This is a genomic window from Sphingobacterium thalpophilum (genome assembly GCF_901482695.1).
GTDB lineage: Bacteria > Bacteroidota > Bacteroidia > Sphingobacteriales > Sphingobacteriaceae > Sphingobacterium > Sphingobacterium thalpophilum.
The window spans coordinates 1,045,431-1,072,418 of the sequence record NZ_LR590484.1 but is presented as its reverse complement, the minus strand read 5'-3'; the positions used below and the strand labels follow the sequence as shown (position 1 = coordinate 1,072,418).

The 26,988-nt window shown below is 43.1% G+C and carries 25 protein-coding genes; 13 read left to right on the top strand and 12 right to left on the bottom strand.

Going from position 1 to position 26,988, the window contains the following annotated elements; translation table 11 throughout:
• Both argC and FGL37_RS04615 read left to right on the top strand, forming a co-directional pair.
• Positions 1–1,014 carry an N-acetyl-gamma-glutamyl-phosphate reductase gene (gene argC / locus FGL37_RS04620; RefSeq protein WP_028071519.1) on the top strand — a complete coding sequence of 338 codons (1,014 nt, stop codon included), beginning with the start codon at positions 1–3 and terminating at the stop codon, positions 1,012–1,014.
• Positions 1,015–1,389: 375 nt separating this feature from the next.
• Positions 1,390–2,685, top strand: a complete 1,296-nt coding sequence (locus tag FGL37_RS04615) for a DUF3472 domain-containing protein (protein WP_028071518.1) — start codon at positions 1,390–1,392, stop codon at positions 2,683–2,685.
• Positions 2,686–2,778: 93 nt separating this feature from the next.
• Here the strand turns inward: FGL37_RS04615 and FGL37_RS04610 are convergent, their stop codons facing one another.
• Positions 2,779–3,615, bottom strand: a complete 837-nt coding sequence (locus FGL37_RS04610) for a hypothetical protein (RefSeq protein ID WP_037534138.1) — start codon at positions 3,613–3,615, stop codon at positions 2,779–2,781.
• A gap of 329 nt (positions 3,616–3,944) precedes the next feature.
• Between FGL37_RS04610 and FGL37_RS04605 the strand changes: the two genes are divergently transcribed.
• From FGL37_RS04605 to FGL37_RS04590, 4 genes are read left to right on the top strand one after another with little or no spacing between them, the layout of a single operon-like run.
• Entirely contained in the window at positions 3,945–4,466 is a 522-nt protein-coding gene (locus FGL37_RS04605; protein ID WP_028071516.1) for a GFO_1088 family ECF-type sigma factor, read from the top strand.
• Between the two features lie 33 nt (positions 4,467–4,499).
• Entirely contained in the window at positions 4,500–5,180 is a 681-nt protein-coding gene (locus tag FGL37_RS04600) for a hypothetical protein (RefSeq protein WP_028071515.1), read from the top strand.
• A 7-nt stretch (positions 5,181–5,187) separates the two neighbouring features.
• Positions 5,188–5,679, top strand: coding sequence for a DUF4252 domain-containing protein (locus FGL37_RS04595; protein ID WP_037534134.1), 492 nt, complete (start codon positions 5,188–5,190; stop codon positions 5,677–5,679).
• A 5-nt stretch (positions 5,680–5,684) separates the two neighbouring features.
• Positions 5,685–6,260: a DUF4252 domain-containing protein gene (locus FGL37_RS04590; protein WP_081817976.1), complete on the top strand. Its 576-nt coding sequence runs from the start codon at positions 5,685–5,687 to the stop codon at positions 6,258–6,260.
• A gap of 93 nt (positions 6,261–6,353) precedes the next feature.
• Here the strand turns inward: FGL37_RS04590 and hemL are convergent, their stop codons facing one another.
• The 5 genes from hemL to FGL37_RS04565 form a co-directional block, all read right to left on the bottom strand.
• A complete protein-coding gene (hemL, locus tag FGL37_RS04585) occupies positions 6,354–7,664 on the bottom strand; it encodes a glutamate-1-semialdehyde 2,1-aminomutase (protein ID WP_037534132.1) in 1,311 nt (436 codons plus the stop codon).
• A gap of 21 nt (positions 7,665–7,685) precedes the next feature.
• Entirely contained in the window at positions 7,686–8,654 is a 969-nt protein-coding gene (gene hemB / locus FGL37_RS04580; protein WP_028071513.1) for a porphobilinogen synthase, read from the bottom strand.
• Positions 8,655–8,708: 54 nt separating this feature from the next.
• The gene (gene hemC / locus FGL37_RS04575) at positions 8,709–10,295 is read right to left on the bottom strand and encodes a hydroxymethylbilane synthase (protein WP_028071512.1); all 1,587 of its coding nucleotides are present in this window, start codon (positions 10,293–10,295) and stop codon (positions 8,709–8,711) included.
• Positions 10,296–10,646: 351 nt separating this feature from the next.
• Positions 10,647–11,888: a glutamyl-tRNA reductase gene (hemA, locus tag FGL37_RS04570; RefSeq protein ID WP_028071511.1), complete on the bottom strand. Its 1,242-nt coding sequence runs from the start codon at positions 11,886–11,888 to the stop codon at positions 10,647–10,649.
• Positions 11,889–12,105: 217 nt separating this feature from the next.
• A complete protein-coding gene (locus FGL37_RS04565) occupies positions 12,106–12,951 on the bottom strand; it encodes a hypothetical protein (protein WP_051607243.1) in 846 nt (281 codons plus the stop codon).
• Positions 12,952–13,148: 197 nt separating this feature from the next.
• Here FGL37_RS04565 and FGL37_RS04560 point away from each other — a divergent pair, with 197 nt between their 5' ends.
• Positions 13,149–13,568, top strand: coding sequence for a hypothetical protein (locus tag FGL37_RS04560; protein WP_051607242.1), 420 nt, complete (start codon positions 13,149–13,151; stop codon positions 13,566–13,568).
• Between the two features lie 14 nt (positions 13,569–13,582).
• Here FGL37_RS04560 and FGL37_RS04555 read toward each other — a convergent pair whose 3' ends face one another.
• The 4 genes from FGL37_RS04555 to rbfA are packed head-to-tail and all read right to left on the bottom strand — an operon-like array spanning position 13,583 to position 16,360.
• Positions 13,583–14,233 (bottom strand): DUF8465 domain-containing protein, encoded by a 651-nt coding sequence (locus FGL37_RS04555; protein ID WP_028071510.1) that lies wholly within the window; start codon positions 14,231–14,233, stop codon positions 13,583–13,585.
• A gap of 2 nt (positions 14,234–14,235) precedes the next feature.
• Complete coding sequence (locus FGL37_RS04550) at positions 14,236–15,324, bottom strand: aminotransferase class V-fold PLP-dependent enzyme (protein ID WP_028071509.1); 1,089 nt, start codon at positions 15,322–15,324, stop codon at positions 14,236–14,238.
• Positions 15,321–15,959, bottom strand: a complete 639-nt coding sequence (gene aat, locus FGL37_RS04545) for a leucyl/phenylalanyl-tRNA--protein transferase (protein WP_028071508.1) — start codon at positions 15,957–15,959, stop codon at positions 15,321–15,323. The genes FGL37_RS04550 and aat overlap by 4 nt, the downstream gene beginning before the upstream one ends.
• Before the next feature lie 29 nt (positions 15,960–15,988).
• On the bottom strand, positions 15,989–16,360 hold the full coding sequence (gene rbfA, locus FGL37_RS04540; protein WP_028071507.1) for a 30S ribosome-binding factor RbfA: 372 nt from the start codon (positions 16,358–16,360) through the stop codon (positions 15,989–15,991).
• A gap of 640 nt (positions 16,361–17,000) precedes the next feature.
• On the opposite strand from rbfA, the gene argH reads away from it, so the two are divergent.
• Positions 17,001–18,332 carry an argininosuccinate lyase gene (argH, locus tag FGL37_RS04535; RefSeq protein WP_028071506.1) on the top strand — a complete coding sequence of 444 codons (1,332 nt, stop codon included), beginning with the start codon at positions 17,001–17,003 and terminating at the stop codon, positions 18,330–18,332.
• Between the two features lie 64 nt (positions 18,333–18,396).
• Here argH and FGL37_RS04530 read toward each other — a convergent pair whose 3' ends face one another.
• Positions 18,397–19,455: an aldose epimerase family protein gene (locus FGL37_RS04530; protein WP_028071505.1), complete on the bottom strand. Its 1,059-nt coding sequence runs from the start codon at positions 19,453–19,455 to the stop codon at positions 18,397–18,399.
• Between the two features lie 110 nt (positions 19,456–19,565).
• Here FGL37_RS04530 and FGL37_RS04525 point away from each other — a divergent pair, with 110 nt between their 5' ends.
• The 5 genes from FGL37_RS04525 (at position 19,566) to FGL37_RS04505 (ending at position 25,623) form a co-directional block, all read left to right on the top strand.
• Positions 19,566–20,924, top strand: coding sequence for a deoxyguanosinetriphosphate triphosphohydrolase (locus FGL37_RS04525; RefSeq protein ID WP_037534129.1), 1,359 nt, complete (start codon positions 19,566–19,568; stop codon positions 20,922–20,924).
• Positions 20,925–21,079: 155 nt separating this feature from the next.
• The gene (locus tag FGL37_RS04520) at positions 21,080–23,191 is read left to right on the top strand and encodes a type IA DNA topoisomerase (protein WP_028071503.1); all 2,112 of its coding nucleotides are present in this window, start codon (positions 21,080–21,082) and stop codon (positions 23,189–23,191) included.
• A gap of 126 nt (positions 23,192–23,317) precedes the next feature.
• A complete protein-coding gene (locus tag FGL37_RS04515) occupies positions 23,318–24,301 on the top strand; it encodes a hypothetical protein (protein ID WP_028071502.1) in 984 nt (327 codons plus the stop codon).
• Between the two features lie 56 nt (positions 24,302–24,357).
• Positions 24,358–24,792: an energy transducer TonB gene (locus FGL37_RS04510; RefSeq protein ID WP_160169538.1), complete on the top strand. Its 435-nt coding sequence runs from the start codon at positions 24,358–24,360 to the stop codon at positions 24,790–24,792.
• A 39-nt stretch (positions 24,793–24,831) separates the two neighbouring features.
• On the top strand, positions 24,832–25,623 hold the full coding sequence (locus tag FGL37_RS04505) for a suppressor of fused domain protein (protein WP_028071500.1): 792 nt from the start codon (positions 24,832–24,834) through the stop codon (positions 25,621–25,623).
• 68 nt (positions 25,624–25,691) lie between these two features.
• Here FGL37_RS04505 and lat read toward each other — a convergent pair whose 3' ends face one another.
• Positions 25,692–26,978, bottom strand: coding sequence for an L-lysine 6-transaminase (gene lat, locus FGL37_RS04500; RefSeq protein ID WP_037534128.1), 1,287 nt, complete (start codon positions 26,976–26,978; stop codon positions 25,692–25,694).
• Positions 26,979–26,988 lie beyond the last annotated feature (10 nt).

Below are 26,988 nucleotides of genomic sequence, written 5' to 3'. Positions count from 1 at the left end.
ATGATAAGAGTAGGTATAGTTGGGTCTGCAGGATATACCGGGGGAGAGTTGCTCCGTGTTTTGATCTACCATCCCGAGGTGGAAATTGTATTTGCCAATAGCGCTTCTAACGCTGGGAATAAAGTTTATGCGGTTCATAATGATCTTTTTGGTGATACCGAATTGACTTTTTCTGCCGATTTTCACTCCGATATCGATGTTCTGTTTCTATGTGTCGGACATGGGGATGCCCGTAAGTTTTTAGAGGCAAATCCTGTTGCCGATAGGGTAAAGATCATTGATCTTTCACAGGATTATCGCCTCCGTGCAAATACTGCTTATGGAGAAAAGCAATTTATTTATGGGCTTCCCGAGTTAAACAAAGAAGCCATCAAAAAGGCACAATATATAGCCAATCCGGGCTGCTTTGCAACCAACATTCAGCTTGCTTTGTTGCCACTGGCAAGTAAAGGACTGTTGCCTGATCAAATTCATATCCATGCGACAACCGGATCCACTGGCGCGGGACAGAAGCCTGGAGCGACAACGCATTTTTCCTGGCGTAATAACAACCTATCTGCTTACAAGTCTTTCGAGCATCAGCATTTACAGGAGATTGCAGAGTCCTTGGATCAGCTTCAGAAAGGTTTTCTGCCAGTGAACAGCGCCTCCTTGCTGGAGCGGGCCGCAGAGAAAATAAACTTTGTTCCCCAGCGTGGCGATTTTACCCGTGGGATTTTTTCTGCTATCTATGTAGCCTCTGATCTGAACGAAGAGCAGGCTTATGAGCTGTATGAAAGCTATTATGCGCCGCATCCCTTTACCTGGGTTAGTCGCGCCAACATTGACCTTAAACAGGTTGTCAATACCAATAAGAGCATTATACATCTCGAAAAACACGGTAACAAATTGCTTATCCTGAATGCGACAGATAATCTTCTGAAAGGGGCATCTGGACAGGCGGTACAAAATATGAATTTAATGTTTGGCTTGAATGAGCGGGCCGGGTTGAATTTGAAAAGTGTTGGTTTTTAAGGGGCTTGTGAATAGTAAACATAGTTATTAACAGTTTGTGGATAAACAAGCCAGGGTGCGCGGCAAAGAAGACAGAGTTTTCAACATGTTTATTAACACTGTGTGGAAAAACGAAGGGAGATCCCTTCGTTTTTTATGTATATAGTACAAGAGTTACTCCATTATGTTCATCGTATTTAGGAGGAGCGATATAAATTTTACACAATCGATTGATTTCCATTTCCTTTCTTCACCTGAAAAACTAACGCTTATCTTCAAGGAATAATTCTGTTTTTGCCGACTTATTTGTGTATCCGGATGCTGTGCCAACAACGCGGGAGTATTGATAAGCTATGAGCAAGATGACAGAGCTTCTAAACTTAAAGATGTATTCAGATGAAAAGACAACTTTTAATTCAGTATTTATTAATTAGTGCTTTATTTTATTTTTCGTTAGGTGTTAGGGCCCAGACGAGCAGTCAGGTATACGCAGTGCCACTAGCGGGCAATGCGTTTATAACTGCGGGCCAACAAAGTAAAACCGAGATCTCAGGGCGCAATGGCCTTGTAAAATGGTCCAGTGGCGAGGCGATAGCCTCGGTGTATTTCAGGGTGCAGAGGGCTGGTAGGCTCGAATTAAGACTTAATGCCAGGAGTTCTGATGGAAACAAAGCAACAATCGAACTAACTGCCCTAGGTAAAAAGACGAGATTGAAAATTGCTGGAAGCACATTTGCACCAACCGCGCCGCTATTGCTCCAGGTAAATGAGCCCGGTTATGTACAGGTCAACTTGAAAGGTGTAAGCAAATCCGGCAATAATTTTGCTGACGTCAAGGAACTGTTGGTTCAGGGCGAAGCTGCGGCCGGTGGACTCATTTATTCCAATGATCCCGATTACTACTATTGGTCACGCAGGGGACCATCCTGCCATCTGAATTACAATCTACCTACAGCAGCAAATGTCAGCTATTATTATAATGAACTGAAAGTGCCCGAGGGAGAAGATAAAGTCGGTTCATATTTTATGGCTAACGGATTTGGAGAAGGGTATTTTGGCATTCAGGTTAACTCTGAAACGGAGCGACGGATATTGTTCTCTGTCTGGAGTCCTTTTCATACGGACGATCCTCAAAGTATTCCTGAAGACCAGAAGATCCATCTGCTGAAGAAAGGGAAAGATGTCCATACCGGCGAATTTGGCAATGAAGGCTCAGGCGGTCAGAGCTATCGTAAATATTTTTGGAAGGCCGGTGAAACCTATAAGTTCTTGCTTAAGGGCGTTCCCGACGGAAAGGGTAATACGGATTATACAGCATGGTTTTTCGTTCCTGAAGAAAACACATGGAATCTCATCGCCAGCTTTAAACGTCCCAAAACAGATACCTATCTGAAACGTTTCCATAGTTTCCTTGAAAATTTTAACCCCAATCAAGGCCACCTAGGCAGACGAGTCGAGTTTAAAAATCAGTGGGTATACGATGGTCAATGGAAGCCTGTACAATCGGCCTCCTTCAGTGTCGATAATACTTACCGGGCCAACCAGCGCATCGATGCGATAGGAGGGGTCACCACCAGTGGATATTTTTTACAGAACGGGGGCTTCTTCAATGAGATCGTGAAGCCCGGTACCACATTTCAAATGGCGAATAAAAATACTGCGCCAAACATTGATTTTGATCGATTGCCGTAATGATAAGAATAGCCTTTATTATTAATGTAACTAACGGCAGATCAGCTACTGATCGGTAACAAAGAGCCGCAAATCATTGCGGCTCTTCTTTTTTTATTTTTCTGATAGCGTAATATCCCGTTCTATGGAGATATTGTCACCCGTGATAGCGTTCCCTTCCTTATCGACCAGTGTCAACTTAACTTTATTGCTACCCATCGGTAATCCCTTTATCTCGTATGGTCCCCATTTATCTAAGGTAAAAGTCTGCCCGTTGATTGTGGCAATGACCTTGTTTCCATCTCCCTTAAGGTCAGTATTGACGAGATAAAAATCCAATAAGAGATTTTTTGTCTCATCCCCTTTGTACTCCCCCTTTGGACGGGAGTAGAACAAGGCAGGATCTTTTGGTACAGACTCCTGTGTTAATTTCCCGGTTGCATCAATCTTAAATTTGAGTAATTTCGAAGCTTCCGGAGTTTTAATTGACTCATGGTACGATCTCGACAGGAAAGAAAGTAGGTAATGTTCCGAGTTTAGCGGTACCGTGACGCTGTGTTCAGGTTTATATAACGCCGTATAGGGTTTATTATCCAAGATAAAGTGAATATGCTGTCCGTCATGCGAATTGGCCATGTGGGCGGCATGCGCATCGTTAGTCATTTCTGTTAGTTTAAAGTTTTTTACCTCATATTTTACCGTCACTTTTGCTGAATCGGCACCTGCCTTCTCGGAGCTTATAGAAGCGATCTGAAGTGTGGCCCCTGGAAATTCTTTGGAGTCTGCAATTGGCGTAACGGATATCGAATCCATATTCTGAGCCATCAATGTGTCCGTATTCTCTGTCGAATCTGCACTGTCTGCACTTTTATGGCTAGAGTTATTACAGCCTACTGTTCCAATTAACAGGGCTAGTCCGGCAGTGATGCCAGTAATTTTGTAGTACTTCATAATTGTTTATATTTAAGTTTTTATTACTCAGTATCTTAAAACAATTTAGACACTGATTTTGTTTGTCGTGTCCACAAAAAACACCATCTTGCACGGACAAAAAGATCCATTTGCCTTTTGTATACTGAAAATATAAAATTTCCTGGAGCCGTTAAGTGGCTGTCAATTAGATAGATTGATTTTTTTTATAAAAAAAAGGACAGTAGATGTAATAGCTTGGTCTCTTCAGATGTCTTGCTAATAAATGGAACAGGCAGGATCAGGGGATTGAAAACAGGTGGAAAAATGAGTGGCCAGTGTCCGTGATGGAATCTTTAAGCGAATAATACATGAACCAAGAGCAATTTAAAAATACCGTTTTCGTCCATAAGGATAAGCTATTTCGCTTTGCGAAACGGATCTTGGTTGATGAGGAGGAGGCATTCGACGCCGTACAGAACGTGATGATGAAACTGTGGCAATGGAAAGATAGACTGCATCAATACAGTAATCTGGAGGCTTTCTGCATGCAAAGTGTGAAAAATGAAGCGCTGAACCGTATCAAACGGGATAAAGTGCGGTCTGACTTCGCGGAGCGCCAACAGATCATCGGAATGACAGAGAGTAGGGTTGGAAATACCAAAGAGATTATTTTGGAGATGGTCAATTCCTTACCCGAAAAACAAAGGCTGGTTATGCACCTCCGCGATGTCGAAGACTACGATATTGCGGAAATAGCAGAAGTCTTGGACATGGGAGAGTCTGCCGTGCGTGTCAATTTGATGCGCGCCAGACAAAGAGTCAGAGAACAACTGACAAAATTATTTGATTATGAAAGCGCCAGGATCTATTCCAGTAGGAAAGGAACCTAATCGCTTCGGTCATTTTTACATATCAAATTGAGAATGATGGAAAACAGCAGATTAAAGGAGCTAAGAGACAAATACTTCGGAGGCAAATCTTCTTTGGAAGAAGAGGACGAACTGAAAAAATCGAATGATTTCTTTTTCCGGATATTGGATCAGGAAAAGAAGGTAGAGATGGATTGGTCATTTGAGGATTTTGTAGAGCAGACGCAAGACCGAAATGTAGTCACTGTCCCGTGGTGGAAGAGCGTATGGGTGAAATATGCCGCTGCGGCAGTCATCTTCATGACTATTGGAATGATATTTTATATGAATCAAAATCAGCCTCCTTCCACGGCACCAGTATTTGTTCATAGAGATGTGCGGCCAAACGTCGGAGCACGGGCGGAATCGGTGGAAGAAGTGACTGCCAAGACTCCTCAGGACAATAAGGAGATTGTAGTAGAGCAGCGGACTGCAGTGCGAACAGAGCAGCCTCCGAAAAAGAGGTACCAAGGCAAACGGGCAGAAGCCAGAGGGAGGGAGCATGAGAGCAGCGAAGGCCTGTCAAGTTCCGACGGGTATCAAGCTGACTATGTAGTGCTAAATGGCAAACCGGTAGCAAACGAAGAGGAAGCAGTGGAATTAACCCTGAAATCCTTGGGATTGCTGGCAAACAATCTGGAAAATGGGATGGATAAAGCGATGAATATCAAACAAATGTCGATAACGATAAACTAAAAATAATATGAAGGGGTTTTTAATAGCATGCCTTTTACTTGCAGCAAGTATGGCAAATGCACAGATTTCGAAATTAGATAAACTATTTGAACAGTATCAGGGTAAAAAGGGAGTTACTACACTTAAAATTGGAGCTCCGATGTTCAAAATATTGGGAAATTTAAAGATAGATGACGAAGATTTACAGAAAATTTCCCCCTTGCTCAAGAATGTTAAGTCCTTGCGTATGCTGATCGTCGAAGATGGTGAGGACAAAAATTTGACTTCAGTCATCCGAGATGCTGTCTCTAACCTAAAGTATGAAGAGCTGATGTCGATGAACAGTGAGGGGGAGGACATCCGCTTTCTGGCCGAGAATATAGAGTCGAATGCGGATATTCTTAACAACTTACTGTTGACGATCAACGGTGATGGACAAAATCTCTTTATGATTTTGGACGGGGCGATACCGCTACGGGAGGTAACTAGCCTGGTGAATGAAAACAATAAGAAAAAATAACGGTTATGAAAAGACTAACTGTATTACACCTATTTGGATTGCTGTTTTTGTTGCAGTCCTGCATCGTGAAAAAGGGGGCTAACATGGAATTCGTGAGAGGGTCCAATGTTTCGCGAGATGCCGAAATTGTAGCGATCAGCCTGCCTATGTGGTTAACAAAACCTTTTATTAAAAAAGCGCTACAAGATGATAATGATGCCGACACCCAGGCGATGGCAGCGATTGTTAAAAAATTGAAGAAATTCCGGATGATGACACTATCCAATAATGAGCGCGAAAAAAGTAAGCTGATTCTGGCAGATTATCACAAGTATCTGAAGAAAAATAAGTTTGAGGAGCTGCTTGTCGTCAATAGCGAAGGGGAAGAGATTTCATTGCATGCGCGTATTGACAAAGATAACATGATTAACAGGGTCTCACTATTCGTGCAGGACGAAGGCGACGAGAGCGTCTTTATGGATATCAAGGGCAAGTTTTCACTTGACGAGATTATACAGGGATTGAATAAGATCAAAACGAAGGATAAAAAATTGGCGAACACATGGGTGGATACCAGTGGGACGCATCAAATCGAGCTCTGAGATTGCAGATTCTATATGCCTACACCTATGGTATATTGATCAAAAAGCAAATGCCCCAAATTCTTTTGGGGCATTTGCTTTTTGAGGCTCTTTTTAACCGTTGAAAACAATATCCAAAGCCTCAAAAATATGCTTCTTCGCGGTATCCAGATCGGATTCCGTATGCGCTTCCGATATGAAGCCGACTTCGTAGCCGGATGGACCAAAATACACCCCGCGATTTAACAATTCGCGATGCATGATCTTATACGCGTCCATGGAGGCGGGATTGATCTCGCTGGCTTTTTTTATATCCTGTTGTTCGGTAAAGGCAAACCAGAAAATTGAAGCCACGCTAAAGAGCTGAACCTGATAGCCTTTTTCCGCTATGTAGGAACGGATATCCTGTACAAATGTTGCGGTCTTGGCATTCAGGTTAGTATAAAAATCCTTTTGTGCCAGAATCTTCAACGCTGCAATACCTGCTGCCATTGCAACCGGATTACCGGATAAAGTACCTGCCTGATACACTGCGCCGTCCGGAGATATGCAGGCCATAAGCTCTCTGGATGCACCGTAGGCCCCTACTGGCATGCCACCGCCGATGATCTTGCCATAGGTGATGATATCTGGTTGGATATCGTAATAAGCAGCGGCCCCCTCAAATCCAAGGCGGAATCCTGTAATAACTTCGTCCAGGATCAGCATCGTTCCATTGGTTTTGGTGATCTCGCGCAAAAAGTGCATATACTCCTTGGTCTGCAATAAGAGCCCGTTGTTGGCTGGTATACCTTCAATAATAACGGCGGCAACCTGTCCTTTAAATTCTGCAAAAGCAGCTTCCAGTGCCGCTGTATCATTCAGTTCAATAACGATGGTCTCGTCGGCAAATGCTTTTGGGACGCCTGCAGAAGACGTTTCTCCAAAAGTAACCAGTCCTGAACCGGCTTTGACCAGCAGGGAATCTGAATGTCCATGATAGCAACCGTCGAACTTGATGATTTTATCCCGTTTTGTAAATCCTCTTGCCAGACGGATGGCGGACATAACAGCTTCCGTGCCCGAACTGACAAAGCGGATTTTCTCGATATACTTGTTATTTTCGATAATCAGTTCTGCAAGTTCGTTTTCTAAGGCTGTAGGTGCTCCAAAACTTAAGCCTTTGCTGAGTTGAGCAGCAACTGCTTCACGGACTTGATCATTGTTGTGCCCTAAAATCAAGGGACCCCAGGAACAGCAAAAGTCTATAAACTGATTCCCATCTGCATCCCATAGGTGTGCTTTGTCACCCCGTTCAATAAATAAGGGTGTACCGTATACCGATTTAAAGGCCCTAACGGGTGAGTTTACGCCGCCAGGAAAGTACTGTTTTGCTTTTTCAAATAATTCAGCAGATTTTGCTCTTGATATATCAGGTGTTTGCATTTCAGAAATTAAAAGTGAATACTAAATAAAGCCTTTTTCAAGTACTTCCTTTGAATGGTAGGACAAGATTGCTGTAGCACCCGCGCGGCGAAAGCTCAATAACGTTTCTAAAATAACACGTTCATCTAACCAACCGTTCTGTATAGCAGCCTTCAACATGGCATATTCACCGCTGACATTATATACTGCGATAGGAAGATCAAAGTTGTCCGCTAATAATTTCACGATATCCAGATACGGAAGTCCTGGTTTGACCATGAGGAAGTCCGCGCCTTCCTGTACGTCAAGTTGTGCTTCGATCAGTGCTTCCTTTGCGTTTGCCGGGTTCATCTGGTAGGTTTTTTTATCCCCATGTTTTGGCGCTGAGCCCAAAGCATCCCTAAATGGTCCGTAATATGCCGATGCATATTTTGCGGTGTAGGACATCAATGAGACATTCGTAAAACCATTGTGGTCCAGCAGTTCGCGGATATAACCGATACGGCCATCCATCATATCTGAAGGCGCAATAATATCAGCGCCGGATTGTGCATGTGCGAGTGCCATTTTCCCGAGGACTTCCAAAGTCTCATCGTTTAGGATTTCTCCATTTTCAACGATCCCATCGTGGCCATCGCTACTGTAAGGGTCCATTGCTACGTCAGTCACAATACAAGCTTCGGGAAAATTTTTCTTTACTGCGGCAATGGCACGCAGGTATAAACTGCCTTCGCGATGACTTTCTGTAGCGTATTTGTCTTTTAGGGACTCTTCGATATTAGGAAACAGGTCGAAGGAGCGCAAGCCAAGCTTGAGGCAGCTTTCTACTTCTTTCAGCAAATTATCTATGGAATAACGATAGATGCCCGGCATGGATTTAACCTCGGTTTTTTGATTTTCACCATCGACAATAAATAATGGAAAAATCAAATTTGACGCGTCTAAACGTGTCTCTTGAATCATGTCGCGAATCACGGCAGATTTACGATTTCTTCTCGGACGTTGTAACATTATGTTTAATTTATTTATTAATATTGTTTCGGTACCTATTGATACCTGGTATCGTTAATATTCTAAGCCAAAAATAGCCTCCGAAAGACCGATCTCGTCTGGAGAGTAGGGCAATGTATAGGGAACGTTCATCTCGTCGAATTTTGCTCCGGTGGAACGACCTATACAGATCACCTTCTGCCCCGGTTCCAGCAGGTTGTCCGCAAAATAAGCTTCAACATTGCTGGGACTGGTAAATACCAGCACCTCGGCATTTGAGGGATCGACGTCTTCTTCCAGGACGGTTTCATAGACCGGCATATTAATGATTTTCGTTTCCGGACTTAGCGCCTTCTGGATAGTTTCCAAAGACTCTTTTGCGCGTGGAATAAGAACAGTTCCGCCATTGGCGAGTTCAGCAAACTTCTTTGCGATTTCGTCCATGTTGATCCCTTCGCTATCTCCCGAAAAGTCGGCTACACGGTCATACTTACGCAATACCTCCTCGGACCCGCGGCCAATCACTGCTATTTTGGTTTTTTTGCTCAGACGCGGTTCTAAATTGAAGAAGTGTTCAATCCCGTTTTTGCTGGAAAAGATAATCCAATCTACATGTTTTAGAATAAAAGGGTCTAATTTGTTGATGATCGGAAATATTTTGATGAGTGAACGACCCTCAATGGAAATGTTATGTTTGGCCATTGCCCGGGCGAAATACGAATTTTCATCGATCTCCCGCGAAATAAAAACCGATTGCGGCAATTTGCGGTCCTTCGCATATTTACTGAAGATGCGTTCCGCCAGACGGGTAGGATCGGAGTCTTTGAGATACACCCGGTCTGGAAAATCCTCACTGGTATCGGCGATAGACGCCCAGGCTTCGTAAGCATCAGCGGTTTTACGGCAGTAACAGCCAAGTGGAGCATGACAGCCGGCATCGAATTTGTTCAGTACCAAACGTTCGACAGAAATTGTTCTGGCTACCTCATCATCATTGATGGGCTGCAGTGCCTCGAATAGCTCCTTGTCCGACTCCCGGATCTGGATGGCCAATACACCCTGTGCCGGCGCGGGAATAATTTCCACCGGCGGGATCTCCTCTACATGGAAATCCGAAATGTCCATCGCAATACGACTGATACCCGCCTTAGCCAAAATAATGGCATCGTATTGCTCGTCGCGCAATTTTTGCATCCGCGTTTGCAGATTGCCACGCAGGTCATCAAACTCTAAATCAGGTCGAAGGGCCGAGATCTGAGCCTTTCTGCGGTTGGATGAAGTCCCAACAGTAGCATTGTGCTTTAAGGACAAGCGCTTCTTGATGTCAACACAGTCTTTATGGATGATCAATAGTTCAGAGGGGTCTTCGCGTTCAGAGACAGCGGCAATAATCAGCCCCGGCGGATTGACGGTTGGTAAATCCTTATGTGAGTGTACCGCTAAATCAATCGTTCCGCTCAAAAGCTCTTCTTCAAGCTCCTTCGTGAAAAATCCCTTGCCCTCCAGCTTGTCTAAACGGAGGTGTTGAATGATATCGCCTTGAGTTTTGATAACCTTCAATTCTGCTTCAATACCGATTTCTTGCAAACGGTCTTTTACAAAATTTGCCTGCCACATAGCAAGTACACTTCCCCGGGTGCCAATAATTAGTTTTCTGTTCACGTTAATTTTACTTTAACTATTAAAATCATCATTAAGTTGTGATCCACATGGCGCTAGCCAGACCTAAAATCAATATGGGCGCTTTTTAAAGCAATTTTTGAGCTCTAGGAAACAGTAGCCTGCCGACATGTGTCTTATTTCACTTACCGAAGCAAAAATAAATAAATAGGTGGAATATGTTGACACGTTACTGTCATTATATATAGCGAAATCGTTGATAAACTGTATATAATATCGATAAATGGCCGGTTACTATTCATGAGGAATGGAACAAGATCGTAATACCGTTCAAGTGTAAGCTGGCAGGAAAAAATAAAAGACGAGAAGGAGATGTGCTGTGTGGGATGCCGATTAGTTTTTCTCGGTTTCCGGGGTTTTAACCAGAATCTCTTTAGCCATGACCATCGGAACTTTGATATATTTCTTTTCCATGTAGTTAATGACTTTTTCAAGTACGGCCCTCGCTTCGGGAGTCAATGCCTGAACTTCCTGGGCAAATACTTCATTTAGCGCAAACGACTTGATCTCTTTAATTTTTTCAGGAACCTCACGCATGGCCACTTCTACACGCCTTTGTTTGATTAAGGGCAGAAATTCCTGGATATTGTCCTGAATAATCTTTTCTGCGCTTTCCAGTTCATTATAACGTTCTTGGATGTTTTTCTCCGCAATGGCCTGCAAGCTGCTGACCTCAATATAGTGTACAGGGTTATTTTTAAGTACCTCCGCATCAATATCATTCGGTACTGCCAGATCAATGATAATTTTTTTATCGTTTTCACCGTTCAATAAGGACTGATAGAGAGTATTGTCAATAATTGATGTTGGTGCTCCGGTACAGGTAATTAAGATATCGAATCCTTTTTTGTATTTACCGATTTCGGATAGGGGGTAGGCCTCTGCATTTAATTCTTCAGCCAGCACTTTTGCATTTTCCAGCGTACGGTTAAAAACCACAAATTTTGCTTTTTGGTTCTTTTGAAAATATTTAGCTAGATTCTGATTGGTTTCTCCTGATCCTATAATCAGAATTCGTGGATTTTCAACAAGTTTCAACTCTCGCAGTTTGCGGTAAGCAAGTGATACCACAGAAATGGGATTTCTGGAAATTTTGGTATAGGTATATACCTCTTTGGCTGTCTTTACGAGACGGTCCATCATTAAGCGGAGAAAATCTCCGGTAAATCCGGCTTCTCTGCAGCGGTCATAAGCCCTGCGGACCTGTGCCAAGATTTCTTTTTCGCCAACAACAAGACTTTCAAGCGAACAGGACATGCGAAGTAAATGGTGTAGAGCATCCATTCCTTCGTATTTGGTCACCTGGCCAAGATAACATTGGAGACGCTCTTGCGGAACACAGAAGTTTAGTTTCCCCATAAACTCCGCAATAAATTCGTTGGTAAGTTCATGAGCACCATAAAATACAAACTCTACTCGATTACAAGTTCCAATGTAAAAAATCTCAGGAATATCTAGACTATGTTTTAAGTTAATGAGGCGACTTTCTAAATCCTCATTGCAGATCACTAGATTTCCTAGATCTTTCAGTTCGACATGTTTATGAGTAAACGCTAATACTTTAAGATTTTTCAAAGCTCTAATCCCTCGCTTATATTTAACGGTACAAATGTAGCTTAAAAGCTTTGTGCTTGTGTCAAAAATCTGTCAAACGGACTAATTTAGAAAGATTTTAAATAGTCGTTAATTTTGTGTAAAGTATTGTGTTACAACTTCTTTTGGTATTCACGTAATCGTTGTGATTCTGGTCACTCTTTGGAGTGACCAGAATACTAAAGTTATTGAACTGTAATCACTCATTGCTGTTAGCACCGGATTGAGTCGAATCCGCCGTAATATCTTCGAGCTCTTCTATATAAGGACCTTCTTCGGGAGTTGTGGTCTCCCTAATCTCATCATCATTATACTGGTAATAACTGTCAAAGGTCTTGGTTTCTTTGTTATAGAGCAGGGCATATTTAGAAGCTTTGTTTTTGATGATAATACCGTCTGCGGGGCTGGGGACCAATTTCATTTCATTCATATAAATTTTTTGACCTTTCTTGAAACTATTGATCAAGGGCAATTCATTGGAATATTCTTTCCAGAATAGGATATCGCCTTTAGCTGAGATAATCCAGATCGCGCTGCTCTGATAATCATTTTTTTCAACCAGGAAAGCCATTTCTTTATTCCAGTCATTGGCATCGTTGCGGTCGGTAAAGTTCCCGTAACAGAATACATGTTTCGCACGGTCCTTGATACGTGTAAATTTGTATACCGGTTTATCGTCTGCCGGTTCGAGATAATTATTGCCCATGAATATTTTAGTGATCCCCCTGCGGTACCGCAAAGCAATGTTGTCGTACTCGGGGATAGTAAAGATCGCGTTGTTCCAATGCATTACATCTTCAAGCGAGCTCCATCCGTCGGCGTCCCCCGTATCTTTAGGATCCACCTGACCAAAGCCGGCGACTTCTGTAGCAACGCTGTCTGCGGACGGAACGCTGTCAACAGGCTGCTCCAGCGTATAATAATACCCACCTGTGGCCAGAGCGGCAAATACCAGGATGATACCGGCAACGATAAATCCTTTTTTTTGTTTATTGGGCTGTGACGGCTGTGCTGTAGCTGTCTCCTCGTCAAATACTCTTTTCATATTACTATTATTTGGCGTAAATTTTTATATGTTGTTCGATAACCTGTCTATAGATACCGATTTATTGAGCCTATTTGCCAAGCCTCGTTGCCTGGAACTGCGCCTAAAATAGAATAATTTTTCAAAAAAAGGAATACAGGTTATATAAGTGCCAATAATCAACTTATATTCGTATCGATATTAACATAATTAGAATCATGATCATTATCAGGAAGTATTTTGCGATTGTCGGGCTAATCGTCTGTTTTGTGTCCAGCATGACACCGTTTTTAAAAGTTCCAATCAAAGGAAACTGGAATTTGTATCAGGTCGATGCTTACCTATTTTTTATTACGATGCTGATCTTGGGAATAACAGCTTTGTTATTTTTCGTTCGCGCCGTGCGGGCGTATCATTGGATGACCAGATTGGCTGCTTTTTGGTATGTATTGAGCATCGCTGCAGTGTGGTTTAAGATCAATAATTATTTCGGGTGGGGATTTGCAGACCGGTTATTGTCCAAATCCCTCCATATGCGCTGGGGCTGGATTATTTATTTGGTCGGCATTGGGCTACTGCTGCTGAGTACCAGGAAAATGTCCTCGAACATTGAAGATACCCAACAAAAAACAAGCTAGATGATTCATCTAGCTTATTTTTTGTTGGGCCGGTGTGGAATAAAGTGTGCTTTTAATTTCTCCAATCCCAGGTCTTCTTCGGCCTTGTCCAGTTCATAGAACCAGATTTTTTCGTCCAGAATTTCATGGCGTTCCTTTGGGTTAGTTAGATCCACAGGTCGTACCCGTTGTTCTCTGTTGATAGGCAATGTCAGTTCCTGGAGGCTGCTGCTGTGTCTGATAATCTGGAATCGGAATGTTGGCCATTTTCCTACGTTCGCAAAATTCCCGGTATAAAACTGTATCGAATCGTGTGGCGGTATTTTATTGCTGAATATGCCTTTTACCTTGTTTGCAGTGGCTTCTGATACAGAGGCTAGGAGCTCATAGCTCGTTTCGTTGATGATATGCAGTTTGGCCAGTCCATCCTTATGGTCGCCGGATATAGCCAGCAGAATGCCTTTCTCTACAAATCTGTTTGGTGTAAGCGGACTGGCATGCTGGTCGAGTTCGTCATCTGCCCGACGCATATTACCATATACTAATGTAATTTTATCCATCGGTACAGGGATTTCAAATCCTGTGTCATCGGTAACTCCGACGATATTATTCCCTTGCATGGATGTGATGTGACCCTCGATCGGTTCATCCACAAACCTGACTAAATCGCCTATTCTAAATTTCATCCTTATTTTACTTTTGTGTCTATAATGTCTAATAGCTTTGCCAGATCCGTTTCATCATTGTACAGATGAAAACCTACCCGGATTCCTGAGCCTCGGGGAAAACATTTTATCCCTTCATGAATCAGTAGCTCAACGTTGTCCGGGCTGATCTGTATATTGAAAATATTACTTTGGGGGCGTCTATTGACGATACTGTCCAATAGAAGCTTTCTGTCGGACAGTTCAGCTTTTGCTGCCGAGACAAGTTGCTGTGTGTAGCTGACGGCCTTTCCATAACCCCACTCTGTAAGCTGCTCCAGTGCGTGCTGCAATGATCCGTGTGACAGCGTGTCCAGATGCCCAGGTTCAAAACATAATTGTACAACCGACTTATTTAACCATTGATTATTGAGGTAGCTGTACTTTTTTTGAACGTCTGCATAGAGGATATCTTTCATTTTTTGGTTTAAAAGAACAAAGCCATTTCCATACCCGGCCATCAGCCATTTATATCCACTGCACAACACAGCGTCAAAGCCTGATTGATCAAAGTGAAAATGGTCGGTTCCCAAAAACTGTGTCCCATCTCCGACGACAAGCAAATCGGGGTGCAGGTGCTTAAGCTCCTGGATAAAGCTCAGATCTATTTTCATCCCGGAGATATACTGTACAATGGAAAATACCAGTACGTTGGGGCGAAAAGTTGCGATAGCATTTAAAATGTTAGCTTCCAGCTGTTCGTCCATCGCTACAAACTGATGTTCAAAACCGCTTATGATTGTCGGAAAATTTACGGAAGGATAATCGTTATCCAGCAGCAGAACCCTATAATGTTTGGGCAGACCGGCCAACAAGGTGTTGAAAGCAACTGAAAAGCAGCTGGACAAAAACACATTGCACGGCGCACAATTGAAGAAGCGGCCGATAGTCTCCCTACAGGAGTCCAGGGCAGCTCCCTGCTGTTCGCGTAATACGGTATTAGAGTCAAAGAATTCTTGATCCCTCTTTGTCCGCCATTGTTTTGTTTCACGTGAAAGGAGGCCCGATCCAGGGGTGGTTAGGTAGCTGATATCCGGAGCTATGTCGAAATGAGGTTTGTACGGACTGTTCATTGGTCTGTTGTTAGTATAGTTAGATAATTGGACAAAGAAAGGAATTCGCCGCCCATGCTGGCCAGATGTGGAGTATGGAACTGACAATCGATTAGTTTGAGTTCGATTTCCTGTGCCAGATAGATCAAAGCCGCTTTGGACGCATTCGCTTCTTTGGAAAACATACTTTCTCCACAGAAGACGCCATTGATAAGTACTCCATAGAGTCCGCCCACGAGCGAGCTTTCTTTCCAGACCTCAATGGAATGGGCGTATCCTTTTTCAAAAAGCAAAGTGTAGGCCTCCATCATATCTCGCGTGATCCAGGTACCATGCTGTCCTTTTCGTTGAATGGAAGCACAATGCTGGATAACCTGTCCGAAGTGCTGATCGATGGTGATGGAAAAGATATTTTTCCGCATCAAAGAGGCCATGCTTTTGCTGATCTTTATCTTGTCCGGATAAATGACAAAACGAGGATCCGGAGCATACCAGAGAATCGGTGTTTCGTCACTGAACCAAGGAAATATCCCGTTGCTGTAAGCGAGAAGCAACCGTTCCGCTGAAAGATCACCCCCTATAGCCAATAGGCCATCTTCTTCCGCATAGCTGGGATGCGGAAATTCAAGTCTTTTGCTATCAAGTTCAAATACCATTGATCTTCAGACAAGACAATTGAGCGATATTATTCAGGTTGACGGGGCTCTTTGCTGATTTCTTCAAACAATTTGTCCATATGCTCGACATATTCGTTGGTGTCATCCAGGAAAAATTCCAGCTGCGGAATAATCTTCACCTGATTTTTGATTTTGGATCCCAGTTTATAGCGTATTTCGGATGTTTTTGTTCGGATAGCCTTGATATCTTCCTGGGCAGTCTTTGTGTTTAGAAAGCTCAAATAAACACGGGCAATAGCCAAGTCTGGCGTTACTCGAACACGTGTGACCGTAATAAATGCCCCTGGAGCCCACGAATTGCCTTCTCGTTGAAATAGTGCTGCTAAATCCTGTTGAATCACTCCAGCAAAACGTTGCTGTCTCTTGCTTTCTGTTCCCATCGTATACGTTTTTTGTTGAATATTTTCAATATCAGAACAAAGATAAGGATTTTAGCCTAGAATAAGCTATCCTCCTTGTCGCGCCGGGGCAGGACACGAAAAAAGGCACATCTTGGTTTGATGTGCCTTTAAATTTCGATTCACAATTGGTTAGGTAATTTCTTACAAGTTTTAAGACGTTGAGGTCTATCATATTTGGTTTTAAAATTCGGTGTATTTAAAGTGGTAAGTATTTACTAACCTTATCCGCTTTTAATTTTTCATCTCCCTTACACTACAAACATAGGAATACTTAAAAAACTGACAAAATAAGATTTAAAAATAAAGTGAGTGGTTACTTATAATGTGTGTTTATTGCGATTTAACAAACTTTTAACATTTTATTTTTTTTGTAACGGCTCGTGAGTTCAGCGTGAAAATCTGTTTTTGAGTGTTCATATAATCTTGAACGTCTCCGATCAGGCCATTGATATAACCATTTGCAATTGGTATTTTTGCAAGGCTAATAAGATCTGATGTCAATATCGCAAGGAGCATTATTAGCCAGAATAGGTTACTAATGAAATTTACATGATCTTCAATCAACGCTAAACAACTGGTTCATGGCAACTTCATTATCCATAATAAACAATTTGTAGCAATGAAAATCTGGCAAAAAAATATAGATGTTGATTCCTTTGTTGAATCATTTACTGTCGGCAACGACCGGGAGATGGACCTGCAGTTGGCAGCCGCTGATGTCTTGGGCTCATTGGCGCATACGCGGATGTTGAATAGCATCGACCTGATGACAGACGCAGATCTTGATGTCGTACAGAAAGAATTGAAGAATATCTATAAAGATATTCAGGCAGGTAATTTCCAGATTGAAAGCTCTGTGGAAGATGTCCATTCGCAGGTGGAGATGTTGCTGACGCAACGTATTGGTGAGGCCGGCAAAAAGATACATTCAGGAAGGTCGCGCAATGACCAGGTATTGGTCGACCTAAAATTGTATTTCCGTTCGGAGATCCAGCAGATCATTCAGCACACAGAGGCTTTTTTTAATATCCTCGTACAACTGAGTGAACGCTACAAACATATCCTGATCCCTGGATATACACATCTGCAGATCGCCATGCCGTCATCTTTTGGACTTTGGTTTGGTGCATATGCGGAAAGTTTGGTTGATGATCTTGAAATGATGCGTGCGGCATGGAAGGTGTGCAATAAAAATCCTTTGGGTTCCGCGGCAGGGTATGGTTCGTCATTTCCATTAAATCGAACCATGACCACACAGTTGTTGGGATTTGAAGATCTCAATTACAATGTGGTTTACGCACAGATGGGAAGAGGCAAGACGGAGCGTATCCTGGCACAAGGAATGAGTGCTATAGCTGCTACCTTGGCAAAATTTGCCATGGATGTATGCTTGTATATCAATCAGAATTTCGGTTTTATCTCTTTTCCAGCTCATTTGACGACAGGATCCAGTATTATGCCACATAAGAAGAATCCAGATGTCTTTGAACTAATCCGTTCGCGCTGTAATAAAATTCAGGCACTGCCCAATGAGATTGCGCTGATGACCACAAATCTGCCATCGGGTTACCACAGAGATCTGCAGCTGCTGAAAGAAAATCTTTTTCCAGCATTTACATCATTGAAGGACTGTCTGGAGATCGCGACCTTCATGCTTGAAAATATCTCGGTAAAAGAAAATGTGCTCGATGATCCGAAGTACGATTACCTGTTTTCGGTAGAAGTGGTCAATAATGAGGTGCTTAAAGGAGTGCCTTTTCGGGAAGCTTACAGGACAATCGGTATCGATATAGAGGCAGGCCGTTTTAAACCGTCCAAGGAAGTCAACCATACCCATGAAGGCAGCATAGACAATCTCTGCAATGATCAGATCCAACGCATGTTTCAGCAGGTAAAAGCCACTTTTGAATTCGAAAAGGTGGAACAGGCCATAGATGAGCTGTTAAAATAAAGTATATTGGAATAACAGAAAAAACGGCGAACGAGATACTTCTCGTTCGCCGTTTTTTCTGTTATTATTTTTTGATGGAAAATTTAAAGTGTGTTTCCGAATCAAAGGATTCGCCGGCCCGTAACAGAGTCGAAGGAAATTCCGCCTGATTAGGGCTGTCCGGAAAATGCTGGGTTTCCAAACAGAAGCCGGCGTAAGGCAGATATTTTTTTCCGCTTTTGCCAATATCGTTGCCAGTCATCCAATTGGCGGTATATAGTTGCACGCCCGGCTCGGTCGTAAACACGTCCAGCTGTATCCCCGTATTTTTGGAATACGCGGTGGCACAAGGCTGCGAAATAGGTTTATTATTAACATAGCAGTGATCATACCCTTTTGCTGCAATAAGCTGTTCATCGTTCGCTGTGATATCCTGGACAATTTTTTTTGGAATCCGGAAGTCAAAAGCTGTTCCGTCAACTGGAACGATTGCATTGGGGATTTGGTTCTCATCAACAAATAGAACTTCATCTGAATTGATCTGCAGTATGTGCTGTAGCACATCCCCGTTGCCTTCCCCATCAAGGTTGAAGTAGGTATGGTTGGTCAGGTTGACATGTGTGTCGGCGTCGGACTGCGCATGATACTTAATGATAATTTCATTATTTCGGGTGAGTGTATAGGAAACCATTACCTTTACATTTCCGGGAAAACCCTCTTCACCATCAGGAGAGACATAATAGAATTCAACATGAGATTGATAGGTGACCCGACGGTCCCATACTTTGTCATGGAACCCCGAAATGCCACCATGCAGGCAGTTTGGGCCATTATTTTGCGGGAGCGTATAGGATCTATTGTTAAGTTCGAATTTGCCGTTTGCGATACGGTTTGCAAAGCGTCCGGCTGTACAACCATGATATTTTTCATCTGAGGCTAAATAGCCCTGTATGGAATCAAATCCAAGTGCTACATCCACTAAATTGCCGTTTTTATCAGGGACTAAAATACTTACGATACGCGCGCCGTAGTCGGTGAGGAGCACCTGCATACCTCCTTCATTCTTCAATAAAAGTAAATGGGTATTCTTCCCCTCGATCGTAGCATCAAAGTGTTTTGGTATAAGTGATTGATATTTTGTCATGACCGTTTCTATTGGTATTGGGAATTAAAGATACGGAATTAGTATGGAGTATGGAGGCATGAGTGACAAGATTCCATCTTTTTAATTTTTACTTTTCCTATCTTTGCGCTATGTCTGAAAAAATGAACTGGAAAGATTTGCTTTCTGCAAAACGCTGGGGTTATGAAGATAGGACGGTGGAGAACCATCTGGTAGCCCGGTCGGAATTTCAACGGGATTATGACCGTCTGATTTTTTCATCGCCATTTCGAAGATTACAGAATAAGACGCAGGTCTTTCCGCTTCCGGGAGCAGTGTTTGTACACAATAGACTGACGCATAGCTTAGAAGTTGCGAGTGTCGGCCGTTCCCTTGGACGCATGTTTTATGCACAGCTCAAAGAACAGAACCCGGCTATCGATACGGCATATCCCTACCTGCAGGAAGTAGGAAATATTATTTCAGCTGCTTGTCTTTCCCATGACCTTGGGAACCCTGCCTTCGGGCATTCAGGGGAGTCGGCTATTTCCACCTACTTCACCGATGGTGATGGACGAAAATACCAAGATCAGGTGACCGCTGAAGAATGGGCCGATCTGACACACTTCGAAGGAAATGCCAATGCCCTGCGGATTTTGACACACGCTTTCCAAGGAAAGGACCCTAAAGGGTTTGCATTGACTTATACCTCCTTGGCGTCTATCGTAAAATATCCTTGTCTGGCTATTGACGGCCATGTCAAAAAAAGCCATCACCGCAAAAAGTATGGTTTCTTTACAGAAGAACAAAAAGCATTTGAGCAGATCGCCAATGAATTAGGCTTGTTGAGGGATCCCTCCAATCCCCGCGGATACCTTAGACATCCTTTGGTCTATCTGGTTGAAGCAGCAGATGATATTTGTTATAATATTATTGATCTGGAGGATGCGCATCATCTCAAAATCTTGTCTTATCAGGAAGTTGAGGAACTTTTGCTTCCCCTTTGTGGTTCTGAAAATCTACGGGAACGTCTGGATAGTTTGCTAGATACACCGAGCCGTGTCGCCCTGTTGCGCGCCAAAGCAATTAATACCTTGATAAAAGGCTGTGTGGATGTCTTTGTCCGCGAACAGGATAAGTTCTTGTCCGGCACGTTTTCTTCCGCCTTGATGGACGCGCTTGATGAAGATATCGTCAGACAGATGAACAAAATTTCGAAAATTTCCATTGAAAAGATCTACAATGCGCCGACGGTGGTCCAGATAGAGATAGCCGGCTACCGCGTAATGGATGCATTACTCAAGGAGTTTGTTCCCGCGTATCTAAAAAAGAATAAAAATAATTATGACAAAAAGCTGGTTGCTTTGATACCGGAGCAGTTTTATACAGATAAAGAGGATTCTTATTCCAAAATACGCTGTGTCCTGGATTTTGTTTCCGGGATGACGGATGTATATGCGATCGAACTTTATCGGAAAATCAAAGGAATCACGATTCCGAGTATTGAATAAACTTGGACCTGTCAGCTGAGGATCTTAACGGTCAAAAGAGTGAAGACATGTTAAGTTTGGTGTGATTTCACCACAGTAAAATGGAAAATATCAGGTGGGCCAAAGGCTTGTACAAGTAGTGTCAAATTTCAATACGCAAATCTCAATACGTTAAAATGAAAGTTGTAATAGCTGAAAAGCCATCCGTAGCACGGGATCTGGCGCGGGTGATGGGAGCAAAAGAAGTTAAGGATGGTTATATCGCCGGAAATGGTTATGCTTTTACTTATGCTTTTGGGCATTTGGTGCAGTTGTGTACACCTCAGGCCTACGGTTACAACAGCTGGACTATTTCCAACTTGCCGATTATACCGGCAACCTTTAAACTCGAGTCAAAAAAAGTCAAAAAAGACGGAAAACAAATCGATGATGCAGGAGCTGTCAAGCAACTGAATACAATCAAATCACTATTGGACCAAGCGGAAGAAATTATTGTGGCGACGGATGCGGGACGGGAAGGCGAACTTATCTTTCGAAATATCTATTATTTTTTAGGTTCAAAAGTGCCTTTTAAACGCCTTTGGATTTCAAGTCAGACTGACAAAGCGATCAAAGAGGGCTTCGCCAATTTAAAGGATGGAACAGAGTACGACAGTTTATATATGTCTGCGCGTTCGAGGTCGGAGTCAGACTGGCTGATCGGGATCAACGCGACCCAGGCCATTACGCTCGCCGCGGGTAATAAAGGACTCCTATCCTTAGGAAGAGTGCAGACGCCGACCTTGGCAATGATCTGTGCGCGTTATCTGGAAAACAAAGACTTTAAGCCACAGGCTTTCTACAAAATTCAGGCTGGTTTTGAAAAGGATAATATCAATTTTAAAGCCACCTCCAATAAGATCGATAAAAAAGATGTGGCGGAGGAGACTATAGCGCGGTTATCGGTAGGATCTACAGCACGGGTAGCCCGAGTGGAAGCCAAAGAGACAAAAGAACAGCCGCCCTTGCTCTTTGATCTGACTTCTCTGCAGCAAGATGCGAACAAAAAATATGGGTATTCAGCCGACCAGACGCTAAGTATTGCCCAGACACTCTATGAGAAAAAAGTGATCACCTATCCGCGGACAGGCTCCCGTTACATCAGCGAGGATGTCTTCGAGAAAATGGAAGAGCTCTTTCAGCATCTGTCGGATACTGCGGAGGAATCGATCGCCTCTATTGCGCGGAATTTGATCGGGGCTAAGCTGAATAAACGCTCTGTTGATGACAAAAAAGTTACCGATCACCATGCTTTGTTGGTAACGGATGAGAAGCCGGGGCACCTGCTCAAAGAGCAGCAGAACATTTACAATATGATTGCCAAGCGTATGGTGGAGAGCTTTTCTGATGTATGTATCAAAGACATTACCACTGTCATCATCGATGCACAGGGAGTGGAACTAATTGCGAAAGGTACCGTGATCAAGCAATACGGCTGGCGTCTTTCGCCCGAACAGATCGAGGTGGCCGATGATGATAAGAATAACGAAGACCAGGACAATGAAAATGCGCAGCTCCCCAAATTGTCGGCCGAACAGCTGTTGGAGATACTGACGCTCGAGCTTGCCGAACGTTTTACCAAAGCGCGGCCAATTCATACCGAAGCGTCGTTATTGAAAGCCATGGAGACTTCTGGCAAGGACATCGAAGATGAGGAAATGCGTCAGGCCATGAAAGATTGTGGGCTTGGAACTCCGGCCACACGGGCCGCCACTATAGAAACACTCTTTCAGCGCGATTATATCAAACGCGAGAAAAAGAAGCTCATTCCCACCGAAAAAGGATTAGCGGTCTATCAGCTGGTCAAGGACCGTTCGATTGCAAAGGTGACCCTGACAGGTAAATGGGAGCAGAAACTCGAAGAAATGCGCGCCAATAAGGTTTCTTACGATGTGTTTATGAAGCATATCAAAGATTATACGGCGAAGATAACCAAAGAGCTGCTGGCCTTACGCATCTCATTGGCTCAAGAAGAGATCAAGCCGCAACAAAAAGGCAAAATAAAGTGCCCAAAATGTGACAAAGGCCTCATTCAGCTGTATGACCGTGTGGCCCAATGCGACCATTATGCCCGTGGTTGTGACTTTAAGATCTGGCGAACCCTAAACGGAATTTTTCTGGAGGAAAAAGAGATGAAAAATCTCCTGGAAAAAGGAAAAACTTCAGAATTTAAAGGCGTGAAAAATAATGACGGCAGCATCGTGAACGCAGCGCTGATATTTGAAAATTTTAAAGTAAACGTGGGATAGCCATCCTTAGTTCTGAATTTTCAAAATTTCTGAAAATAAAATATATTCCATAAACAGGTCAAGATAGCGTAATAAGAATATCCATACCTTGTGTCCTATTCGATTTGTATTAACTTTGCTGGCATTATGGCGACAACTTTGTACAATCCATTCAGACAATTTCAGTTTGAGTCAGATATTTGTTTTTTGACGGGCAATAAACTTCAATCGCAGGAGGAATCTATTCAGGTTTTCCCAGTATGGATGATGAAATCTTTTCAGTTGGAGGATAAGCCTTTTAAGATGCTGGACGAGAATCTGGTCACCTATAAATCCTTGAAGCTTCCTTGTTGCATAGCCGCAGCAGAGGCTATCGAACAAATGGAACGCGTAGTGGAACACGCATTCGGGCAGGGATATGAGGCCGTTAGGCGCGTTGACCCGATATTGCTGTTTCAATGGATGTCCAAAATAATGTATGGTGTAGTCTATAACGAAATCCTGGCGGGGATCCGACAACAGCAGGCATCTGGTGAGGATATGAACTTTTCCCAGGCCTTGGCACAACGATTTACAAACCTGCATGCCATGTTGCAGTCGCTTGTGACACCCATGGAATTTGAGAATACGATGCCTTTCTCTTTGGTTGTTGTGCCTGTGAACAATGCTCCCGATACGTTTATGTACCGAGACGAGATCAATACCCTGATTTTTTCCATTCGGATGAAAGATTTCGCCGTGGTGGCCTGTCTTCAGGACAATGCCACCAACAATATCTATCACGAGGACATCCTGAAAATAATCCAAGGCAAGATCCTACACCCTATCCAATTCGAAGAACTTTGTGCACGGTACTTTTATTCTGCTTATTTATTCAACCGTCTGCCAGATTACACCTACTTAAATACTCCGCAGAAAGTCTATGTCGAACCGATGCCATTAGCTGACATGTCGATGAAACCGATATTTGATCACTGGCAGAACAAAACTTATGGTCAGGTTTTGGAGAATTTTTGGAAGCCTTGGGGCCTTACATTGTTTGAGATTATCAAGAATCCCGAACAGCCGGTCAGCTTTCTGGTGGATGAACAGGGTAACTTTAGGTCTGAACTCGATATGCCATTGAATTAGATGTAAGCACAGATAATGCAATAAATAGCTATCGAAACACGTTAAATGGTATGAATATGGTTTCTAAAATTTTTTCCACCGTTGTACTGCTGGTTTTTACGTGTTGGCACGTTCATGCTCAGGCTGTCCGTGACATACCCGCGGATAGTTTGGTTCAGAAAGTGGATGAGTTTCCATATTTTAAAGGCGGACTAACAGCATGGTCTAAATTTTTGCAGAATAACCTCGATTTGACCAGAACTGCCATGATGATGGACAGCGTCGCCTATGTGAAGTATGGGGCAAAGCAGACTGCGGTTCTTAATTTTATCGTTTGCGAAGATGGCGCCATCTGCAATATCGAAATCGAAAATCCGGAAAAAATTAGTCCGGAGTTCGCGAAGGCGGTACTGGCTGCCATGCGCAGGTCTCCACAGTGGATGCCAGCTCTGGTGAAGGGAAAGCCGGTTAAGACCCGGTTTCGGCAGCCTGTAGTTGCAGTTATCGAATAAAAAGCTACAGTTTATACACAACCAATATATTAACACAGTATGTCGTTTTGGGATAAAGTTAAAAAATTAATGAGCGGTGAAGACAGTGCTGCTTCTGAAAACAAGGAAGTGGAAATTACCGCTGGTGGTTCTACGGTGTATCGTTATGAAGAACAACCCGAAGAAAAAAAAGATCCGAGGAATCTTTTTCCCGAAATTCAGTGTGTCTATCTGGAAGAAATCGAGGAGCATTTGACAAAATATATTGCTCCACCCGAAATGGTTTTTCATGAAATCATTTCTGAGCTGGTACATATCGATGTGCATTGGATCAAACCCAGTGCAGATTATCCCTTTAACATTCTGGTAACTTCAGGCATGAGTGATTTGCCTATGCATGTTCCGGATGAACTGGAAAACAAAGAAAGTTATGAGCGAGCTGAGCTAATGGTTGTGCTTCCTGCTGACTGGGCGATAGGCGAGCAGGAATTTCAGGATGATAACAACTACTGGCCGGTTTACTTTTTAAAACGGCTGGCACGGTTTCCTCATGAATATAAAACGTGGCTCGGCTATGGCCATACCATTCCAAATGGAGCAGATGCCGAAGAGATCGCCAATACCGGATTCGGCTGTATGCTGCTATTGCCTCCGATGCTTAGCTTCGGTGAGGAATTCCTAGAACTTAAAACTAAAGATGGCAACGTGATTAATTTCTACGCAATGATCCCAATTTATAAGGAAGAAATGGATTATAAGTTAGAAGAAGGAACCGATGCGCTACTGGACCGTTTCGATGAGTACGGCATTTCTGAACTGGTGGACGTGGACCGACCGAACGTGTGCCATTAATAAACATAACAACTCAATTCCCTGGGATGTGAACTCGCAATGGACACTGTCCCGGGGAATTGCTATGATTATAGACTGGCCGTCATAATGCTGACTGTCCGATCGATATCCTCAAAGCTGACATTGAGGTGGGGTCTAAAGCGGATACTTCGTTCACCACAGCCCAGCATGATCAGCTTATTGGCATAGGCTTTTTTAATAAACTCATTGCGTGCATCAGTGGATTCAAAATCCAGCGCTACAAACAGTCCTTCTCCCCGTAGATTGGAGAGCTGCGGTCTTTCCACCATCAGTTCTTCAAGTTTAGACTTAAGATACTCACCTTTTTCAGCTGCATTTAAAACTAAATTTTCCTGTTCGATCACTTCTAAGATTAGTTTAAAACGGAGCATGTCCATAAAGTCTCCACCAAAGGTAGAGTTGATCCGGCTCGATTCTCTGAACACATGATGTTCTACCAGGTCAAACTTCTCTTTGCTAGCTAATATGCCGCAGACCTGCGCTTTTTTTCCAAAGGCGATTACATCTGGTAACACATCATAATGCTGATATGCCCACATCTTTCCTGTGATGCCCAATCCGGTCTGGACTTCGTCAAAGATGAGGAGAATTTGCTGTTTGTCACAAATCTCACGCAGTTGCTGCAAAAATTCCTTTCGGAAGTGATTATCACCACCTTCGCCTTGAATAGGCTCAATAATAATGCAGGCGATGTCATGTGGGTTACTTTCTAATGCATAGTTGATTTCGTCTATGGCTTTTTCCTCAAGGTCGATTGTCTGTTTGATGCGTTCGGCTGTTAGCGGATAACTTAGCTTGGGATTGGTGATCCGCGGCCAGTTGAACTTTGGAAAGTACATATATTTCCTTGGGTCATGGGTATTGGTCAACGAAAGTGTATAACCCGACCTGCCATGAAATGCCTGTCTGAAATGTATGACCTGATGGGCTTCTTTCTGTATACCTTGGGAGAAATTAAGTCGTGTCTTCCAGTCAAAAGCTGCTTTCAAGGCATTTTCAACAGCCAAAGTGCCGCCTGAAATGAAGAAGGCATAGGCGAGTTCATCTGGGATGGCGACCCGGCCGAAGGTGTCCACAAAGTCTGCAAATTCTTTTGGATAGATATCTGACATTGCAGGTTTATTCACTGCCATTTTTCCTAAAAAGTCGCGATGTTTAACCAAATGAGGGTGATTGTATCCTACGGCCATGGAGGCAAACATGCTGAACATATCAAGGTATTCATCGCCGTTTTCATCGACAATATATGACCCATGCGATTTTTCCATATCCATCACTAATGGAAAACCGTCTGCCAATATATGTTTGCTTAATCGTTGATGTACAGTGCTCATAATTTTAAAA

Bases quoted from the DNA above. Each gene is read 5' to 3' on its own strand.
- argC (WP_028071519.1), top strand. From the start codon at position 1: ATGATAAGAGTAGGTATAGTTGGGTCTGCAGGATATACCGGGGGAGAG.
- FGL37_RS04615 (WP_028071518.1), top strand. From the start codon at position 1,390: ATGAAAAGACAACTTTTAATTCAGTATTTATTAATTAGTGCTTTATTT.
- FGL37_RS04610 (WP_037534138.1), bottom strand. From the start codon at position 3,615: ATGAAGTACTACAAAATTACTGGCATCACTGCCGGACTAGCCCTGTTA.
- FGL37_RS04605 (WP_028071516.1), top strand. From the start codon at position 3,945: ATGAACCAAGAGCAATTTAAAAATACCGTTTTCGTCCATAAGGATAAG.
- FGL37_RS04600 (WP_028071515.1), top strand. From the start codon at position 4,500: ATGATGGAAAACAGCAGATTAAAGGAGCTAAGAGACAAATACTTCGGA.
- FGL37_RS04595 (WP_037534134.1), top strand. From the start codon at position 5,188: ATGAAGGGGTTTTTAATAGCATGCCTTTTACTTGCAGCAAGTATGGCA.
- FGL37_RS04590 (WP_081817976.1), top strand. From the start codon at position 5,685: ATGAAAAGACTAACTGTATTACACCTATTTGGATTGCTGTTTTTGTTG.
- hemL (WP_037534132.1), bottom strand. From the start codon at position 7,664: ATGCAAACACCTGATATATCAAGAGCAAAATCTGCTGAATTATTTGAA.
- hemB (WP_028071513.1), bottom strand. From the start codon at position 8,654: ATGTTACAACGTCCGAGAAGAAATCGTAAATCTGCCGTGATTCGCGAC.
- FGL37_RS04565 (WP_051607243.1), bottom strand. From the start codon at position 12,951: ATGAAAAGAGTATTTGACGAGGAGACAGCTACAGCACAGCCGTCACAG.
- FGL37_RS04560 (WP_051607242.1), top strand. From the start codon at position 13,149: ATGATCATTATCAGGAAGTATTTTGCGATTGTCGGGCTAATCGTCTGT.
- FGL37_RS04555 (WP_028071510.1), bottom strand. From the start codon at position 14,233: ATGAAATTTAGAATAGGCGATTTAGTCAGGTTTGTGGATGAACCGATC.
- FGL37_RS04550 (WP_028071509.1), bottom strand. From the start codon at position 15,324: ATGAACAGTCCGTACAAACCTCATTTCGACATAGCTCCGGATATCAGC.
- aat (WP_028071508.1), bottom strand. From the start codon at position 15,959: ATGGTATTTGAACTTGATAGCAAAAGACTTGAATTTCCGCATCCCAGC.
- rbfA (WP_028071507.1), bottom strand. From the start codon at position 16,360: ATGGGAACAGAAAGCAAGAGACAGCAACGTTTTGCTGGAGTGATTCAA.
- argH (WP_028071506.1), top strand. From the start codon at position 17,001: ATGAAAATCTGGCAAAAAAATATAGATGTTGATTCCTTTGTTGAATCA.
- FGL37_RS04530 (WP_028071505.1), bottom strand. From the start codon at position 19,455: ATGACAAAATATCAATCACTTATACCAAAACACTTTGATGCTACGATC.
- FGL37_RS04525 (WP_037534129.1), top strand. From the start codon at position 19,566: ATGTCTGAAAAAATGAACTGGAAAGATTTGCTTTCTGCAAAACGCTGG.
- FGL37_RS04520 (WP_028071503.1), top strand. From the start codon at position 21,080: ATGAAAGTTGTAATAGCTGAAAAGCCATCCGTAGCACGGGATCTGGCG.
- FGL37_RS04515 (WP_028071502.1), top strand. From the start codon at position 23,318: ATGGCGACAACTTTGTACAATCCATTCAGACAATTTCAGTTTGAGTCA.
- FGL37_RS04510 (WP_160169538.1), top strand. From the start codon at position 24,358: ATGGTTTCTAAAATTTTTTCCACCGTTGTACTGCTGGTTTTTACGTGT.
- FGL37_RS04505 (WP_028071500.1), top strand. From the start codon at position 24,832: ATGTCGTTTTGGGATAAAGTTAAAAAATTAATGAGCGGTGAAGACAGT.
- lat (WP_037534128.1), bottom strand. From the start codon at position 26,978: ATGAGCACTGTACATCAACGATTAAGCAAACATATATTGGCAGACGGT.